The sequence below is a fragment of the Alsobacter metallidurans genome, assembly GCF_014636935.1.
In the GTDB taxonomy this organism is placed as follows: Bacteria; Pseudomonadota; Alphaproteobacteria; order Rhizobiales; family Beijerinckiaceae; genus Alsobacter; species Alsobacter metallidurans.
The window spans coordinates 599383-614219 of record NZ_BMES01000001.1; the positions used below are offsets into that span (position 1 = coordinate 599383).

A 14837-nucleotide genomic window follows, 5' to 3' on the forward strand; every position below is an offset into this window, starting at 1 on the left:
CAGGGTGCGGGAAAGGAGGCGTAATGTCAAGGATTATTTTCATAAGAAGATGAGGCTGCCCCAATGCCCCTCATCCTGAGGAGCCTCGCGCAGCGAGGCATCTCGAAGGACGAGGGGTCCAGCAGGCTGCACGGCGGAGCGCACTGGAGCCCTCGTCCTTCGAGACGCAGGCCCAAGTGGGCCTGCTCCTCAGGATGAGGGGCTGGTGGCGTCGGGCATCTCCTAAATGCATCGCCGTCATTGCGAGCGCAGCGAAGCAATCCAGGCGGTTGGGGTTGGCCCCGGCGATCGTGCGTAGCGCCCGGCGTCAGCTGGATTGCTTCGCCTCCGGCTCTCAATAACGGCAGGGCAGGCCAGGCGAGAGCAGCCGGAGACCTCGCAAGCGCCAGGCCGCCCTTGCCACCCCGGTCCCGCGGCGCATATCTCTCCCCAGCACAACGGCGAGGAGATCCCCATGAGCGGCGCGACGAGCGGCATCACTTCAGCCACGGCCAATCCCCTCCTCGAAACCTGGACCGCGCCCTTCGGCCTGCCGCCCTTCGATCGCATCAAGCCCGAGCATTATCGCCCGGCCTTCGAGGCCGCGCTGGAGCGCAACCGGGCCGAGATCGACGCCATCGCGAACGACCCGGCCGAGCCGACCTTCGAGAACACGGTCGACGCGCTGGAGCGCTCCGGCGACCTGCTGGACCGGGTCGGCGGCGTGTTCTGGAACCTGGCCGGCGCGCACACGAATCCCGAGCTGCAGGGCATCGAGCGCGAGATGTCGCCGAAGCTCGCCAAGCATTTCAGCGACATCGCGATGAACGCCGCCCTGTTCGGCCGCGTCGACGCTCTGTTCGGGCGCATCGACGATCTCGACCTCGACGACGAGCAGCGCCGCGTGCTGGAACTCACCCACAAGCGCTTCGTGCGGGCCGGCGCCAAGCTGCAGGGGCCCGCTCGCGAGCGCCTCGCCGCCATCGTGGAGCGGCTCGCCGCGCTGGGCACCCAGTTCAGCCAGAACGTCCTGGCCGACGAGGCCGGCTACAAGCTCGTGCTTGAAACGGACGCCGACAAGGCCGGCCTGCCGGACTGGCTGCTGGACGCCGCGCGCCGCGCCGGCGACGAGGGCGGCCATCCCGGCCAGGCCGTGATCACGCTGTCGCGCTCCAGCATCGAGCCGTTTCTCCAGTTTTCCACCAACCGGGCGCTCCGCGAAAAGGCTTTCGAGGCCTGGACGCATCGCGGCCAGATGGGCGGCGAGACCGACAACCGCGCCATCGTGGCCGAGACCCTGCGGCTGCGCGCCGAGCGCGCCCGGCTGCTGGGCTACCCGACCTTCGCGGCCTACAAGCTCGACAACACCATGGCGAAGACGCCGGGCGCCGTGCAGGACCTGCTGGACCGCGTCTGGGCCCCCGCCAAGCTCCGCGCCGCCGAGGAACGCGACGACCTCGCCGAGGCGGCGCGCGCCGAGGGCGCGAACATCGAGATCGGCCCGCACGACTGGCGCCACTACGCCGCCAAGGTGCGCAAGGCCAAGCACGACCTCGACGAGGCCGAGCTGAAGCCGTACTTCCAGCTCGAGCGCATGATCGAGGCCGCGTTCGACACGGCGACCCGCCTCTTCGGCGTCCGCTTCACCGAGCGGCCGGACCTGCCGGTCTACCACCCGGACGTGCGCGCCTGGGAGGTGACGGACGCGGATGGCGAGCACGTGGCGGTGTTCCTGGGCGACTATTTCGCCCGCCCCTCCAAGCGCTCGGGCGCGTGGATGAGCAGCTATCGCGGCCAGCGCAAGCTCGGCGGCGAAGTGCGGCCGATCATCGTCAACGTGATGAACTTCTCCAAGGGCGGGGAGGGGCAGCCGAGCCTGCTCAGCTTCGACGACGCCCGCACGCTGTTCCATGAGTTCGGCCACGGCCTGCATGGCATGCTGTCGGACGTGGTGTATCCGTCCATCGCCGGCACAAGCGTGTCGCGCGATTTCGTCGAGTTCCCGTCGCAGCTCTACGAGCACTGGCTGATGCAGCCGGCCGTGCTGCGCCGCTTCGCCCGCCATGCCGAAACGGGCGAGCCGATGCCGGAAGCGCTGCTGGCGCGCGTGCTTGCGGCGCGCAACTTCAACCAGGGCTTCGCAACCGTCGAGTACACGTCCTCGGCGCTGGTGGACCTCGCCTTCCACTCGCTCGAGAACGCCGACGACATCGACCCCATCGCGTTCGAGGCCGGCGTGCTCCAGCGCCTCGGCATGCCGCCCGCCATGGTGATGCGCCACCGCACGCCCCACTTCGCCCACGTGTTCTCGGGCGACGGCTACTCGTCGGGCTACTACTCCTACCTCTGGTCCGAGGTGCTGGACGCCGACGGCTTCGCGGCCTTCGAGGAAGCCGGCGACATCTTCTCGCCCGGCGTCGCCGAGCGGCTGAAGACCTTCGTGTACTCCGCCGGCGGCAAGCAGGACCCCGCCGAAGCCTACCGCGCCTTCCGCGGCCGCGACCCGGACGTGCAGGCGCTGCTGCGCAAGCGCGGGTTCCTGGGGGATCCGAATGCTCAGGCGCCGGCCGGGGATGCTTGAGGGTGATCCCTTCTCCCCGGCACGGGGAGAAGGTGGCGCGAAGCGCCGGATGAGGGGCTGTCCCCTCACCCCGGCCCTCTCCCCGTTCCGGGGAGAGGGGGACGGCTACTCCGCCGCCAGGGGCAGCCGGCCCATGCTTTGCGCCGTCGCGGGACCAGGCTCGGGCGCGGCGGCTTCATAGCCTTCCGGCTCGTCGCGTTCGCCGACGAAGCGGCCGAAGAGCCAGGCGAAGCCGCGGCCGATGTCGTCCATCACCAGGTAGACGGCGGGCACGAACACCAGGGACAGCAGGGTCGAGACCACGAGGCCGCCGATCACCGCGATCGCCATGGGCGAGCGGAACTCGCCGCCGTCGCCGATGCCGAGCGCGCTCGGGATCATGCCGGCCGCCATCGCGATGGTGGTCATCACGATCGGGCGGGCGCGCTTGCGGCCGGCGTCCACGATGGCGTGGACGCGGTTGACGCCCTTGCGACGCTCCTCGATGGCGAAGTCCACCAGCATGATGGCGTTCTTGGTGACGATGCCCATCAGCATCAGCAGGCCGATCACGACCGGCATGCTGATCGGCCGGTGCGTGAGCAGCAGGGCCATCACGACGCCGCCAAAGGAGAGCGGCAGCGAGAACAGGATCGTGATCGGCTGCAGGAAGCCGCCGAACAGGATCACGAGCACGCCGAACACCATCATCAGGCCGGCGCCCATCGCCAGCGCGAAGCCCTGGAACACCTCTTCCATGATCTCGGCGTCGCCGGAGGTCTTGATCTCCACCCCCGGCGGCAGATTGCGGGCCGTGGGGAGCTTCATCACCTCGGCGATCACCTCGCCCAGCGCGTCGGTGCCGTACATGTCGGCCTCGAGCGCCACCTTGCGGACGCGGTCGTAGCGGTCGATCGCGGTCGGGCCCTGGCCAAAGCCGATCTCCGCCACGGTGGCGAGCGGCACGGGCGCGCCCTTGGCGGTGGGGATCTTCAGCGCCTCCAGCATGCCCTGGTCGGCCCGGTAGCGCTCGTCGAGCTGCACCCGGATGGGGATCTGCCGGTCGCCGGCGTTGAACTTGGCCAGGTTGGCGGCGATGTCGCCCAGGGTCGCCACCCGGATGGTTTCCGCGATGGCGTCCGTGGAGACGCCGAGGTCCGCGGCGAGATCGGTGCGCGGCTTGATGCGGATCTCCGGCCGGTCCAGCGCCGCCGTGGAGATCGGACCCTGCAGGGTCGGGATGGTGCGCATCTCGCTCTGGAGGCGGGCCGCGATGTCGCTCACCACCTTGGTGTCGTCGCCGGTGACCAGCAGCGAGAGGCCGCGCTGGCCGTTTTCGTTGAGCAGCCAGTAGCGGATGTCCGGCACGGTCGCGAGCTTCTGCAGGATCTCGCGCTCGATGGCCTTCTGGGTGATGGGCCGGTCGTCCTTGTGGACGTAGTTCACCACCAGCGTGGCCTTGCGGACCTCGCCGCCATTGGAGGCGCCGCCGCCCTGCAGGGTGCGGCCGCCATCCACGAACACGCTCTTCACGTCCGGCCGCTCGCGCAGCATGCGGGTGACGTCGTCCGTCACCGCCTGGGTGTCGGCCAGCCGCGAGCCCGGCGGGAGCTCCACCACGAACAGCGAGCGGGCCGAATCCTCGCCCGGCAGGAAGCCGGAGGGCAAAAGCTGCGTGCTGTAGAGCGAGCCCGCGAACAGCGCGATGCCGATCGCCACCGTGGCGAAGCGATGTCGCGCCGACCAGCCGACGAGGCGCGTATAGGCGCGCATCACCGCGCCCTCGCGCTCCTCCACATGCGGCTTGGCGCGCATGAAATAGGCCGCCAGCATGGGGGTGAGCAGGCGCGCCACCAGCAGCGAGATAAAAACCGCCACCGCGACCGTGAGGCCGAACTGCTTGAAGTACTGCCCGGCGATGCCGCCCATGAAGCTCACGGGCGCGAACACCGCCATGATCGTGAATGTGATCGCGATCACGGCGAGGCCGATTTCGTCCGCGGCCTCGATGGCGGCCCGGTAGGCGGACTTGCCCATGTTCATGTGGCGGACGATGTTCTCGATCTCGACGATCGCGTCGTCCACCAGGATGCCGGTCACCAGCGTGATGGCGAGCAGGCTGACGAGGTTCAGCGAGAACCCCATCGCGTCCATGGCGAAGAAGGTGGGGATCACCGACAGCGGCAGCGCAATGGCGGCGACAAGCGTGGCGCGCCAGTCGCGCAGGAAGATCAGCACCACCAGCACGGCCAGAACGGCGCCTTCCACCAGCGTGTCCATGGCGGAGTGGTAGTTGCCGAGCGTGTAGGTCACGTAGCTGTCGATCAGCCGCAGGTTCACGTCCGGGCGCTTCTTCTGCAGCGCCTCAATGCGCTTGGCGACCGCGACCGAGAGCTCGGCGTCGCTCGCGCCCTTGGAGCGCGACACCGAGAAGCCCACCACGGGCTCGCCGTTGAAGCGCGCGAAGGTGCGGCTCTCGGCGGCCGAATCCGTCACCGTCCCGAGCTCGTCGAGCCGGACCTTGCGGCCGCCCGGCAGCGCGATGGTGGTGGCGGCCAGCTCCTCCACGGAAGACGAGCCCGCCAGCGTGCGGATGGACTGCTCGCGCGCGCCCACTTCGCCGCGCCCGCCCGCGAGGTCCACATGGGTGGCGCGCAGCTGCTTGTTGACGTCCGCGGCCGTGATCCCGAGCGAGAGGAGGCGGTCGGGGTTCAGCGCCACCCGGATCTCGCGGTCCACGCCGCCGATGCGCTCCACCTTGGAGACGCCCTTCACGGACTGGAGGTCGCGCGCCACCACGTCGTCCACGTACCAGGAGATCTCCTCGGCCGAGAGCGTGGGGGCGGACGCCGCATAGGTGACGATCGGCAGCCCGGCGATGTCGACGCGCTGCGTGATCGGCTCGTCGATGGTGCGCGGCAGGTCGGCGCGAACCCGCGCGATGGCGTCCTTGACGTCGTTCAGGGCGCGGTCGCTGTTGACCTCGAGCCGGAACTCGATGGTGGTCACGGACGAGCCGTCCGTCACCGACGAGATCACGTGCTTGACGCCGCTGATGCCCGAGACGGCGTTCTCGACCTTCTTGGTGACCTGCGTCTCCAGCTCGGCTGGCGCCGCGCCGGATTGCGTGACCGCGACCGATACGATCGGCACGTCGATGTTCGGAAAACGCGTGATCGGCAGCTTGCCGAAGCTCACGACGCCGAGGATCAGCATCACGGCGAAGAGCGCGATGCTCGGGATGGGCTTGCGAATGGCCCAGGCGGAGATGTTCAGGGTCATTGCTGGGCTCCCTTGGCGGGCTGCGTCGCCGCCACGACGCGAACGGCGTCGCCCTGGCGCAGGAACCCGGCCGCGCGCGCGACCACGGTCTCGCCGGCCTGGAGCCCGGACGCGATCTCCGCATAGCCGCCGGCCACGATGCCGATCTTCACCGGCCGGACCTCGACCTTGTCGTCCTTCACCACGTGCACGGTGACGCCGTCCTGGCCAAACACCAGCGCGGAGGCCGGCGTCGCGACGCCCTCGCGCTGCGCCACGATGATTTCACCGCGCGCGAAAGCGCCAACCCGAAGCGAACGATCCTGCGGCAGGCGGATCCGGACCTTGCCGACGCGGGTGGTCCGGTCGACCTCGGCGGGCAGCAGCCGCACCTCGCCGCGCAGGTCCTCGCCGTCGCGGACGCGCACGATGGCGGGCGCGCCGGCCTTGAGGCTGGCGAGATGGACCTCCAGCACCTCGGCTTCGAGCTCCACATCGCCATTCGCGATGATGCGGAACATCGGGTCGCCCGCCATGGCGCTGAGGCCGCCGAGCTTCACGCTGCGGCGGCTCACGACGCCGGCAGCCGGGGCCTTGATCTCCGTGCGGGCGAGCCGGACCTGCAATTCGCTGCGCTGGGCGGCGCTCTGGGCCCGGTCGGCCTGCGCGACCGCGAGGCCGTCGCGGGCGGCGGCGAGCCGGCCGTCGGCGACGCGGGCCACCGAGACGCGCTGATCCAGCACCTCCTGGGTGACGTTGCCGCTTTTCAGCAGGGCCTGCGCGCGCCCGAGGGCCGCCTGCGCCTCAACCTGGCTGGCTTCCGCCTGCGCGATCTGGCTGCGGGCCTGCGCGATGCCGGCTTCGGCGCGGGCGAGGGAGGCGTCGTTCTGGGCGAGCTGCGTCTCCAGCGTCTCGCGCGAGAGCCTTGCGAGAACCTGGCCGGCCTTCACGACGTCGCCCTCGTCGGCGAGCAGCTCGGTGACGCGAAGGCCGTCGATTTCGGCCGACACCAGCACCTCGTCACGCGCCGTCAGGGTGCCGGAGACCACCACCCGGTCGGTCATCTCGCGCCGGGCGGCCTGCGCGACCGTAACGGCCGGAACCGACAGGATCGCGGGAGCGGGCGCGGCGTCGGCGCTCCAGGCGGGCGCGGCCAGCGGAGCGGCGACAAGCGTTGCGAGCGGCAGAACAAAGAGGCGGGCGGCGATCATGCGGAAACCCCGGAAGGCGCGGATGTGGTTGGTTGGATCTGGCCGGTGAACACGGCGCGGAACACCGCCATGGCGTTGGCGAGCTCCTGTTCGCCGTCGAAGCCCGGCTCGAGGGCGCGGCGCTTGAACAGGCCGTCCGCCATCGTGAACAGGACCCGCAGCGCAAAGGCGGGATCGACCGACGCCACCACGGCGCCGCTGTTTTTCCCGGCCGCGATCAGGTCGAGCATCATGGTCTGCAGCAGGCCATCGATGGCGCCGCAGCAGTCGCGAACGGCGGGGTTGCGCGTGGACTCGGCCCAGATCTCGAGCAGCATCACGGCCTTCTCGCGCGGCGCCTCGACGAAATGCTTGCGCCCGAGCGCTTCCAGAAAGCCGAAGAAATCGACCGGGCCCGCCGGCGCCGTGAAGTCGGCCGCGAGCTCGTTGCGGTCGCGCTCGGAGAGCCCCGCCACGATCGCGTCCTTGGACGGGAAGTAGCGATAAAGGTTTCCGGCGCTCATCTGCGCCTCGGCGGCCACGTCCTGCATGGTGGTGCGGTGGAAGCCGGAGCGCACGAAGCAGCGCTCCGCCGCGTCCAGGATGCGGCTGTGGCGTTCGGCGGCGTCTTTGAGCGCTGTTGACATCAGACCTTCATGAGAATGAACGTTCATTCTCACTACGGCGGAGTGCTGAAACAGTCAAGGCCCGTTCTGGCTGCCGGAACCGCGGAGCGATGCTGGGCGGCGCCGGCGCGGCGTCGACGTCAGCCACGATCAGCTTGGCGTGCGGCGCATAGCTGCAACGTCACGGCGCCAAAGGGTGATTTCGTGCTTATATGAGGGTGGTCGCCTCTCTTCGCGCCTGCCGGAACGTCCAATGCGCCTCGCCGCCTTTGTTGTCGCCTTTACGTTGGCGCTCCTGACCCTTGGAGGCCATGGAGCCAAGGCCGCGGACCCTGCGCCGCCGATCCGCGTCATCATCGAGGTGCCCAACGACGAAGCGGGCCGGAACTTCGTCACCAACCAGCTCGCTCCTCACCTGCCGCAATCGACGCCGGCCCAACCCGCCGGCGCCGCCGCGGTGACGCCCGCGGCGTCGACGCAGCCGGCTCCCATGCAGTCGATCATGAGCGCCAACGCGTCCAGCGAGATGTCCTTCATGGCGGCGGACGAGCTGCAGAAGCTGCGCCAGCGGGCGCGCGCGCTGATCGAGGCCGCGCCCAGCGTCCCGGCCGACATCGCGGCGGCGGGCGAGGGCTTCGTGGCGGCGCGCGGCAATATCGACTGGCTGCAACTGGCGCTCGCCTCCGCGCTGCTGCTGTTCGGCGGCGTCGCGGCCCAGCGTCTGGCATGGTGGGGCAGCCGCGGCATGCTGAACCGTCTCCTGGAATCGCCGGGCGACACCGTGCAGGAGCGGCTCCGGCTGCACGGGATGCGCGTCAGCCTGGGGCTGTTCGTGCTCGCGGCCTTTCTGCTCGGCAGCATCGCGGGTTTCGTGCTGGTGCCCTGGCCGCCCGTGATCCGCGAGACCGTGATCATCCTGCTGGCCTGGGTGGTGATCCTGCGTCTGGCGCAGGCCTTCGGGCGGGTGATCATCGCACCGGGTGCCCGCCACGATTATTTTCGCGTCGTGCCGCTCACCCAGCCCGTGGCGTGGTTCTGGTATCGCACGCTGATGATCGTGGTCGCCCTGCTGGCGACCATCTGGGCCACGATCAGCCTGCTCAACATCATGGACGTGCCGCTGATCTCGCGGCAGGTGGTGATGAGCCTATGGATCACGGTGCTCGCCGCGACGCTGCTGATCAGGCTCGTGGTGCGCACCCGCATGACCACCGAGCCGCCCTCGCGGCTCGCCGTGGTGCTCACCGCTAGCCTCATCGTGATCGCGTGGGTGCTCGGCGCTCTGCATTTGCGCCAGCTGTTCTGGACGCTGATCACGCTGTCGATGCTGCCCCTGACGATGCGCACGGTCCGGGCCAGCATCCGCAACATCATGGGGCCGCAGGACTCCAACGCCGAAGGCCGCACCAGCGCGATCGCGTGGGCGGTTGTGATCGAACGGGCGACCCGGGTGGGGCTCGTGGTGATCGGCGCGACCCTCCTCGCCAATATCTGGCGGATCGACATCACCGACATCGCGATGGGCGAATCCCCGTTTACGCGCGTGATCCGGGCGTTTATCCGCGTCGTGATCATCATGCTGGTGGCCGACCTCGTGTGGAAGCTGGTGCGCGCCGTGATCGACGGGCGCCTGGACGAGACGGTCGCGACCGCGCATGACGACTCGCCCGAAGGCCGCCGCCGCTCCCGCCTGAACACGTTGCTGCCGATCCTGCGCAACTTCATCTTCGCCATTCTGCTGGGCGTGGCCTTCCTGATGGTGCTGGACGCCATGGGCATCCAGATCGGCCCGCTGCTGGCCGGCGCGGGCGTGCTCGGCATCGCGGTCGGCTTCGGCGCGCAGACGCTGGTGAAGGACGTCATCTCGGGCATCTTCTACCTGCTCGACGACGCCTTCAGGGTCGGCGAATACATCACGGCCGGCGCCTACAAGGGCACGGTGGAATCCTTTTCGCTGCGCTCCGTGAAGCTGCGCCACCATCGCGGGCCGATCACCACGGTGCCGTTCGGGGTGCTCGGCGCGGTGCAGAACCTCAGCCGCGACTGGGTGATCGACAAGATCTCGGTGGGCGTCACCTACGACACCGACCTCGACAAGGTGAAGAAGCTCGTCAAGGAGATCGGCAAGAAGCTGCAGGCCGATCCGGAGTACGGGCCGCAGATCATCGAGCCCCTGAAGATGCAGGGCGTGGAGCACCTCGGCGACTTCTCGATCGAGCTGCGGCTCAAGATGATGACCAAGCCGGGCGAGCAATTCGTGATCCGCCGGCAGGCCTACGCGCTGCTGAAGCGCGCCTTCGAGGAGAACGGCATCCACTTCGCCTTCCCGACCGTGCAGGTCGCGGGCGGGCAGGGGGCCAACGGCGACGCCATCGGGGCGGCCGCCCAGCGCGTGCTCGACCTGCGCCACCAGGCCGCCCAGGCCGCTTCACCGGCGGCGGGCTGACCTGCATCCCTCCGTCGTGGCCGGGCCCGACCCGGCCATCCACGCCTTGCCCCGCCGCGTGGATGCCCGGGTCGAGCCCGGGCATGACGGTGGAGAGAGGGCGTTTCGCTGAAAGGACGCTACCCCGCCCGGGTGCGGCGCGGCAGGTTGTTGCGCAGCACCAGGCAGGCGCCGCCGGCGCCGCGCAGCTTGGCGCACAGGCTCTCGGCCGCCTCGCGCGAGTTCTCGCCGACGCGCACCTGGTAGAAGGCCCGCGTGCCACGGCTGCGCAGGCGCTGGCTGAGGATCAGCGTGTCGCGCCCGGCCAGGATGGCGGCGAAGCGCCGCTCGGCGCGCGCATACATGCCGAGCGCCTGCCCGCGCGAGAAGCCGCCGCCGAGCTGGACGCCCCACGGCCGCGCCGCGCCTTCCACCACCCGCCGCTGCAAGGCCGCCACATAGGTGTTGGACCGGTTGCGCAGCAGCGCCCGCACGGCCTCGCAGGTTTCGCCGGCTCCCGCGGAGGTCTCGGGCGTCTTCGCCTCGCCCTTGCGGGCGGCGGCCCAATCCTCGGCCGGGTGGCCGGTGATGGCCTCCACGTAGTTGCGGGTTTCCCACGGCAGCCCGCCGGAGCCGTCGAGCCAGTTCTGCACGCGGTTGGGCCCGGCGTTGTAGGCGGCGGCGGCCAGCCCCCAGTTGCCGAACCGGTCGCGCAGCTCGCGCAGGAACTCGGCCGAGCGCGGCAGGGCCTGCACGGGATCGAACGGGTCCAGAAGCCCGCGCTCGGCCGCCGTGCGGGGCATGAACTGCGCGATGCCCTGCGCCCTGTCGCCCGAACGGGTGACCGGCCCCTCCACGTCGGTGCGGAAACTGCTCTCCTGGCCGATCAGCCGTGTGAAGAACGGCACCGGCAACCCGTGCGACCCGGCCGCGGCCTCGATCAGCAGGCAGATGGCGTCGGCGGCCGGCGTGGACGCGGCGGCCTTTTGCGCCTGCGCGACCGGCTTGTCGTCGTTCTCAGGCGCTTTCGGGTCAGCCGTCTGCGCCTGCGCGGCGCAACCGAGCACAAGAGCCAGCCCCGCGGCGAGCCAGCCCGATCGAAACGCCCCCGGCATGACGGCGCGCTCTCAGCCGCTTTGGCCGATCTCGGCCTGCAGCGCTTCCAGCAGCTTGCGGACGAAGTCGCGCGTCGGCGCGTCAGTGAGCTTGCCGGCCTCGTCGAACTTGCTCGCGCAGGCGCCGATCATCACCTCGGGCCGGTTCAGCACGCGGCCGTTCAGGTACACGAACATCTGGCGCATCTGGTACTGCGCCCGCGCGCCGCCGAAAATGCCCGGGCTGGCGCTCATGAAGGCGATCGGCTTCCCGTCGAAGGGCTGCTCGGGCGGGCGTGACACCCAGTCGATGGCGTTCTTGAGCACGCCCGGGACCGAGTAGTTGTATTCTGGCGTGACGATCAGCACCCCGTCGGCGCGCTTCACGGCGTCGCGCAACGCCTGCACGGCCGGCGGGTAGCCTTCCTGCCGCACGTCGTCATTGTAGTGCGGCAGGTCGCCGATGCTGGCGGCTGTCTCGATCGTCATGCCGTCCGGCGCGAGCTCCTGCGCGGCGCGCAGCGCCATGCTGTTGTACGACGCCTTGCGAAGGCTGCCCGAGATGCCGAGCACCGTGACGGTCATGATGAAACTCCCAGGTGAATAGGCAACAGTGAAACGCGCGCAGGATGACGCCTGCGCGGCCGAACGGCAAATCCGTCAATTCACGCGAAACTGTACGCGCCGAGCACCACCGCGAGCGCCATCAGGGCCAGGATGGCGAGGAAGACCGGCGTCACGTAGCCTTCGCGCCGATGCTCCTGGTCATGCTTGTTCCAGATGCTCCAGCGCGTCTTGGTCTCCTCGCGATGCGCCAGGGCGCGCTCGGGGGCGGAAGGCGGCTTACCGGCGGCCTCGTCGTCCACGCCAAGCGGAGCCGCGGCGGGATCGCTCGCCGCCACCTTGTCGCCCGTCCGCCCGCTGTCGATGGCGTGGCGCACCTGCGAGGTCGTCGGCGCTTCGGGTTGGTTCACGTCTGCGGCGGCCATCGAGGGTCCTTGCTCCGATTTCGACGGCAACGGTTAGGGAGGCGCGGGGTTCCGGCTCGCCGCCCGCCTGTCAGAGACCGGCTTCCAGCGCGGCCCGCTCCTCGTGCAGCAACTCGGTGTTGATCGCGAAGGCCGCCATTGCGCCCTCGGCCGCCGCCACGATGGCGAACTGGACGCGGCGCGACGCGTCGCCCGCCACATAGACGCCCGGAACGTTGGAGCGCTCGTAGCTCGACGTCTCGGCCGTGCCCCGGTCGGTGAGTTCGCAGCCGAGCTTCTCCACCAGCGGCGAACGCTGATGCGCGTCCGCCAGAAAGAACAGCGCCTCGCGCGGCAGCGTCTCGCCCCCGCGGAAGCGAACCTGCTCCAGCGCCTCGTCGCCCTCGAGGCGCTCCACCGGATCGGCGATGACGCGGACGCCGGCGCGGTCGAGCACGGCAAGGTCGCGGTCATCGAGCTTCGGATCGCCGTCCGTCAGCAGAACGAGGTCGGCGGTCCACAGCCGCAGCTCCAGCGCGAAGCCCACGATGCCGGGCCCTGCGCCATAAACCGCCACGGGCTTGTCCCGCAGCTCCCAGCCATCGCAATACGGGCAGGTCCACACGCCCTTGCCCCAGAGGCGCTTCACGCCCTCCAGCGGCGGGAATGTGTCGCGCAGACCGGTCGCCATCAGGATGCGCTTGGCCGTAACGGTCGCGCCATCCGCCAGCGTCGCCCGGAACGCGCCCATCTCGCCGGCAATGTCCTCAACCGCGCAGTCGCGCACCTCCACGCTGGTGTAGGGCTGAAGCTGACGGCGCCCGACGCTCCGCAGATCGGCGGGGCGACAGCCGTCAAGGCTGAGATAGCCGCTGACCCGCGCGGACTCCTGGTTGCGCGGCTCGCCCGAGTCGCAAACCAGGACGCGCCGGGTGCAGCGCCCCAGCACCAGCGCGGCGCTGAGGCCAGCCGGCCCGCCGCCGACGATCAGCGTGTCCAGAACGGCGTCAGGCTTGGGTGGATTGCTCATCTGCGGCGAACCGACGCGCCCTGCGGGTGGTTCCCTTGAAGGGCGAAAAGGCGCGCCGCCCTTCCTTTCGCCATGGGAGCGTCGCCTTTTTGCAACGAACCTTCGGCTCCCGCGTTAAGCAAGCATGACCTCCGCAGATCACGGCCGTCCTATGGTGCGCTTTGAACCGCTAACGTCCACCGAGCCGCTCTTTCCAAAGCCTCGGGCCGGGACAGGCGGTCGTCTCGTGGTTGTTTCAAACCGTGTGCCGGTGCCGAGCGATTCCGGCTCCCCGGCGGCGGGCGGCCTCGCGGTGGCCCTCAACGCCGCCCTGCAGCAGCGCGGCGGGTTCTGGTTCGGCTGGTCCGGCAACGTCTCCGAGGAGGAAACGCCGCTCCAGGTGCACGACTTCGGCCGCGTCAGCTACGCGGTCACGGACCTGTCGCAGCGCGACATCGACGAATATTACGCCGGCTTCGCCAACAGGGCGCTCTGGCCGGTGTGCCACTACCGGCTCGACCTCACCGAGATCTCCGCCAACGACACGGCCGGCTATTTCCGCGTCAACGAGTTCTTCGCTCGTCGTCTCGCGACGCTGCTGAAGCCCGACGACGTGATCTGGATCCACGACTACCATTTCATTCCGCTCGCGGCTTATCTGCGCCAGATGGGCTTCGAGAACCGGATGGGGTTCTTTCTCCATATCCCCTGGGCGCCCTACGACGTGTCCAGCGCGCTGCCCGCCTACCAGACCGTGCTAAGCGGGTTGACGCGCTACGACGTGGTCGGGTTCCAGACCCGCCGCGACGTCGAGAACTTCACCCGCTGTCTCGAGCAGGAGAAGATGGCCCGTGACCTCGGCGACGGCCGCTGGGAGGCGGACGGCCGCGTGTTCAAGGTGGACGCCTTCCCGATCGGCATCGAGACCGACCTGTTCCGCCAGGAGGCCCGGGAGGCGAAGTCGAACTCGCTGGTGCGCCGCATGCGCGCCAGCATGGAGGACAAGCACCTCATCATCGGGGTCGACCGGCTGGACTATTCCAAGGGCATCCGCCAGCGCATCGAGGCCTTCGCGTGCATGCTCGAGCGGTTCCCGAACATGCGCAACAAGGTGACCTTTCTGCAGATTACCCCTAAATCGCGCTCGGAAGTGCCCGAATACCTCAAGATGCAGCACGAGGTCGCCGAGCAGGCCGGCTGGACCAACGGCAAGTTCGGCGACGTCGACTGGACGCCGGTGCGCTACATCAACAAGGCCGTGAGCCGCACCTCTTTGGCGGGGCTTTACCGCTCCGCGCGCGTGGGCATGGTGACGCCGCTTCGCGACGGCATGAACCTCGTCGCCAAGGAATACGTCGCCTCCCAGCGCGGGACCGATCCGGGCGTGCTGGTGCTGTCGCGTTTCGCGGGCGCGGCCGAGGAATTGGATTCCGCCCTGCTGGTGAACCCTTACGACACGGAGGCCACCGCCAACGCGATCGTGCGGGCGCTCGAGATGTCGCTCGAGGAGCGCAAGGAGCGCTGGAAGGCCATGATGGCGCGGTTGCGCTCCAACACGGTCGATCACTGGTGCGCGAACTTCATGGCGGTGCTCACCCAGGAGCAGAGCTGCGCCCTGCCGAAAGGCGCGGAAAACGGCCACGCCGCGCCCGTCGAACCGACAATCGCGCGAGAAGCAGCGCATTTTGGTCAGCCCATGGCGGGGTACCGGCGCAACTGATCTCG

The 14837-nt window shown here is 69.5% G+C and carries 10 protein-coding genes; 3 read left to right on the forward strand and 7 right to left on the reverse strand.

The window, feature by feature from the left end; all coding sequences use genetic code 11:
- Positions 1 to 454 precede the first annotated feature (454 nt).
- Entirely contained in the window at positions 455 to 2560 is a 2106-nt protein-coding gene (locus IEV99_RS02645; protein ID WP_188516170.1) for a M3 family metallopeptidase, read from the forward strand.
- Positions 2561 to 2665: 105 nt separating this feature from the next.
- Here the strand turns inward: IEV99_RS02645 and IEV99_RS02650 are convergent, their stop codons facing one another.
- Genes IEV99_RS02650 through IEV99_RS02660 form a run of 3 tightly spaced genes read right to left on the reverse strand, consistent with a single transcriptional unit; the run spans position 2666 to position 7637 of the window.
- Positions 2666 to 5821 (reverse strand): efflux RND transporter permease subunit, encoded by a 3156-nt coding sequence (locus IEV99_RS02650; RefSeq protein ID WP_188516171.1) that lies wholly within the window; start codon positions 5819 to 5821, stop codon positions 2666 to 2668.
- Positions 5818 to 7011, reverse strand: coding sequence for an efflux RND transporter periplasmic adaptor subunit (locus IEV99_RS02655; protein ID WP_188516172.1), 1194 nt, complete (start codon positions 7009 to 7011; stop codon positions 5818 to 5820). Before IEV99_RS02655 ends, IEV99_RS02650 begins: the two co-directional genes overlap by 4 nt.
- Positions 7008 to 7637 (reverse strand): TetR/AcrR family transcriptional regulator, encoded by a 630-nt coding sequence (locus tag IEV99_RS02660; protein ID WP_188516173.1) that lies wholly within the window; start codon positions 7635 to 7637, stop codon positions 7008 to 7010. The genes IEV99_RS02655 and IEV99_RS02660 overlap by 4 nt, the downstream gene beginning before the upstream one ends.
- 232 nt (positions 7638 to 7869) lie before the next feature.
- On the opposite strand from IEV99_RS02660, the gene IEV99_RS02665 reads away from it, so the two are divergent.
- Complete coding sequence (locus IEV99_RS02665) at positions 7870 to 10062, forward strand: mechanosensitive ion channel family protein (protein ID WP_188516174.1); 2193 nt, start codon at positions 7870 to 7872, stop codon at positions 10060 to 10062.
- A 119-nt stretch (positions 10063 to 10181) separates the two neighbouring features.
- On the opposite strand, the gene IEV99_RS02670 is transcribed toward IEV99_RS02665, so the two are convergent.
- From IEV99_RS02670 to IEV99_RS02685, 4 genes are all read right to left on the reverse strand, one after another.
- Positions 10182 to 11156 carry a lytic transglycosylase domain-containing protein gene (locus IEV99_RS02670; protein WP_188516175.1) on the reverse strand — a complete coding sequence of 325 codons (975 nt, stop codon included), beginning with the start codon at positions 11154 to 11156 and terminating at the stop codon, positions 10182 to 10184.
- 12 nt (positions 11157 to 11168) lie between these two features.
- Positions 11169 to 11720: an NADPH-dependent FMN reductase gene (locus tag IEV99_RS02675; RefSeq protein ID WP_188516176.1), complete on the reverse strand. Its 552-nt coding sequence runs from the start codon at positions 11718 to 11720 to the stop codon at positions 11169 to 11171.
- An 80-nt stretch (positions 11721 to 11800) separates the two neighbouring features.
- The gene (locus IEV99_RS02680) at positions 11801 to 12124 is read right to left on the reverse strand and encodes a hypothetical protein (RefSeq protein WP_188516177.1); all 324 of its coding nucleotides are present in this window, start codon (positions 12122 to 12124) and stop codon (positions 11801 to 11803) included.
- Between the two features lie 70 nt (positions 12125 to 12194).
- Positions 12195 to 13133, reverse strand: a complete 939-nt coding sequence (locus tag IEV99_RS02685) for an NAD(P)/FAD-dependent oxidoreductase (protein ID WP_188516178.1) — start codon at positions 13131 to 13133, stop codon at positions 12195 to 12197.
- Between the two features lie 226 nt (positions 13134 to 13359).
- Here IEV99_RS02685 and otsA point away from each other — a divergent pair, with 226 nt between their 5' ends.
- Positions 13360 to 14832, forward strand: a complete 1473-nt coding sequence (gene otsA, locus IEV99_RS02690) for an alpha,alpha-trehalose-phosphate synthase (UDP-forming) (protein ID WP_244643486.1) — start codon at positions 13360 to 13362, stop codon at positions 14830 to 14832.
- Positions 14833 to 14837: the final 5 nt, after the last annotated feature.

What these genes read in the sequence shown, in the direction of transcription:
- IEV99_RS02645 (WP_188516170.1), top strand. Translation starts at nt 455, where the DNA reads ATGAGCGGCGCGACGAGCGGCATCACTTCAGCCACGGCCAATCCCCTC.
- IEV99_RS02650 (WP_188516171.1), bottom strand. Translation starts at nt 5,821, where the DNA reads ATGACCCTGAACATCTCCGCCTGGGCCATTCGCAAGCCCATCCCGAGC.
- IEV99_RS02655 (WP_188516172.1), bottom strand. Translation starts at nt 7,011, where the DNA reads ATGATCGCCGCCCGCCTCTTTGTTCTGCCGCTCGCAACGCTTGTCGCC.
- IEV99_RS02660 (WP_188516173.1), bottom strand. Translation starts at nt 7,637, where the DNA reads ATGTCAACAGCGCTCAAAGACGCCGCCGAACGCCACAGCCGCATCCTG.
- IEV99_RS02665 (WP_188516174.1), top strand. Translation starts at nt 7,870, where the DNA reads ATGCGCCTCGCCGCCTTTGTTGTCGCCTTTACGTTGGCGCTCCTGACC.
- IEV99_RS02670 (WP_188516175.1), bottom strand. Translation starts at nt 11,156, where the DNA reads ATGCCGGGGGCGTTTCGATCGGGCTGGCTCGCCGCGGGGCTGGCTCTT.
- IEV99_RS02675 (WP_188516176.1), bottom strand. Translation starts at nt 11,720, where the DNA reads ATGACCGTCACGGTGCTCGGCATCTCGGGCAGCCTTCGCAAGGCGTCG.
- IEV99_RS02680 (WP_188516177.1), bottom strand. Translation starts at nt 12,124, where the DNA reads ATGGCCGCCGCAGACGTGAACCAACCCGAAGCGCCGACGACCTCGCAG.
- IEV99_RS02685 (WP_188516178.1), bottom strand. Translation starts at nt 13,133, where the DNA reads ATGAGCAATCCACCCAAGCCTGACGCCGTTCTGGACACGCTGATCGTC.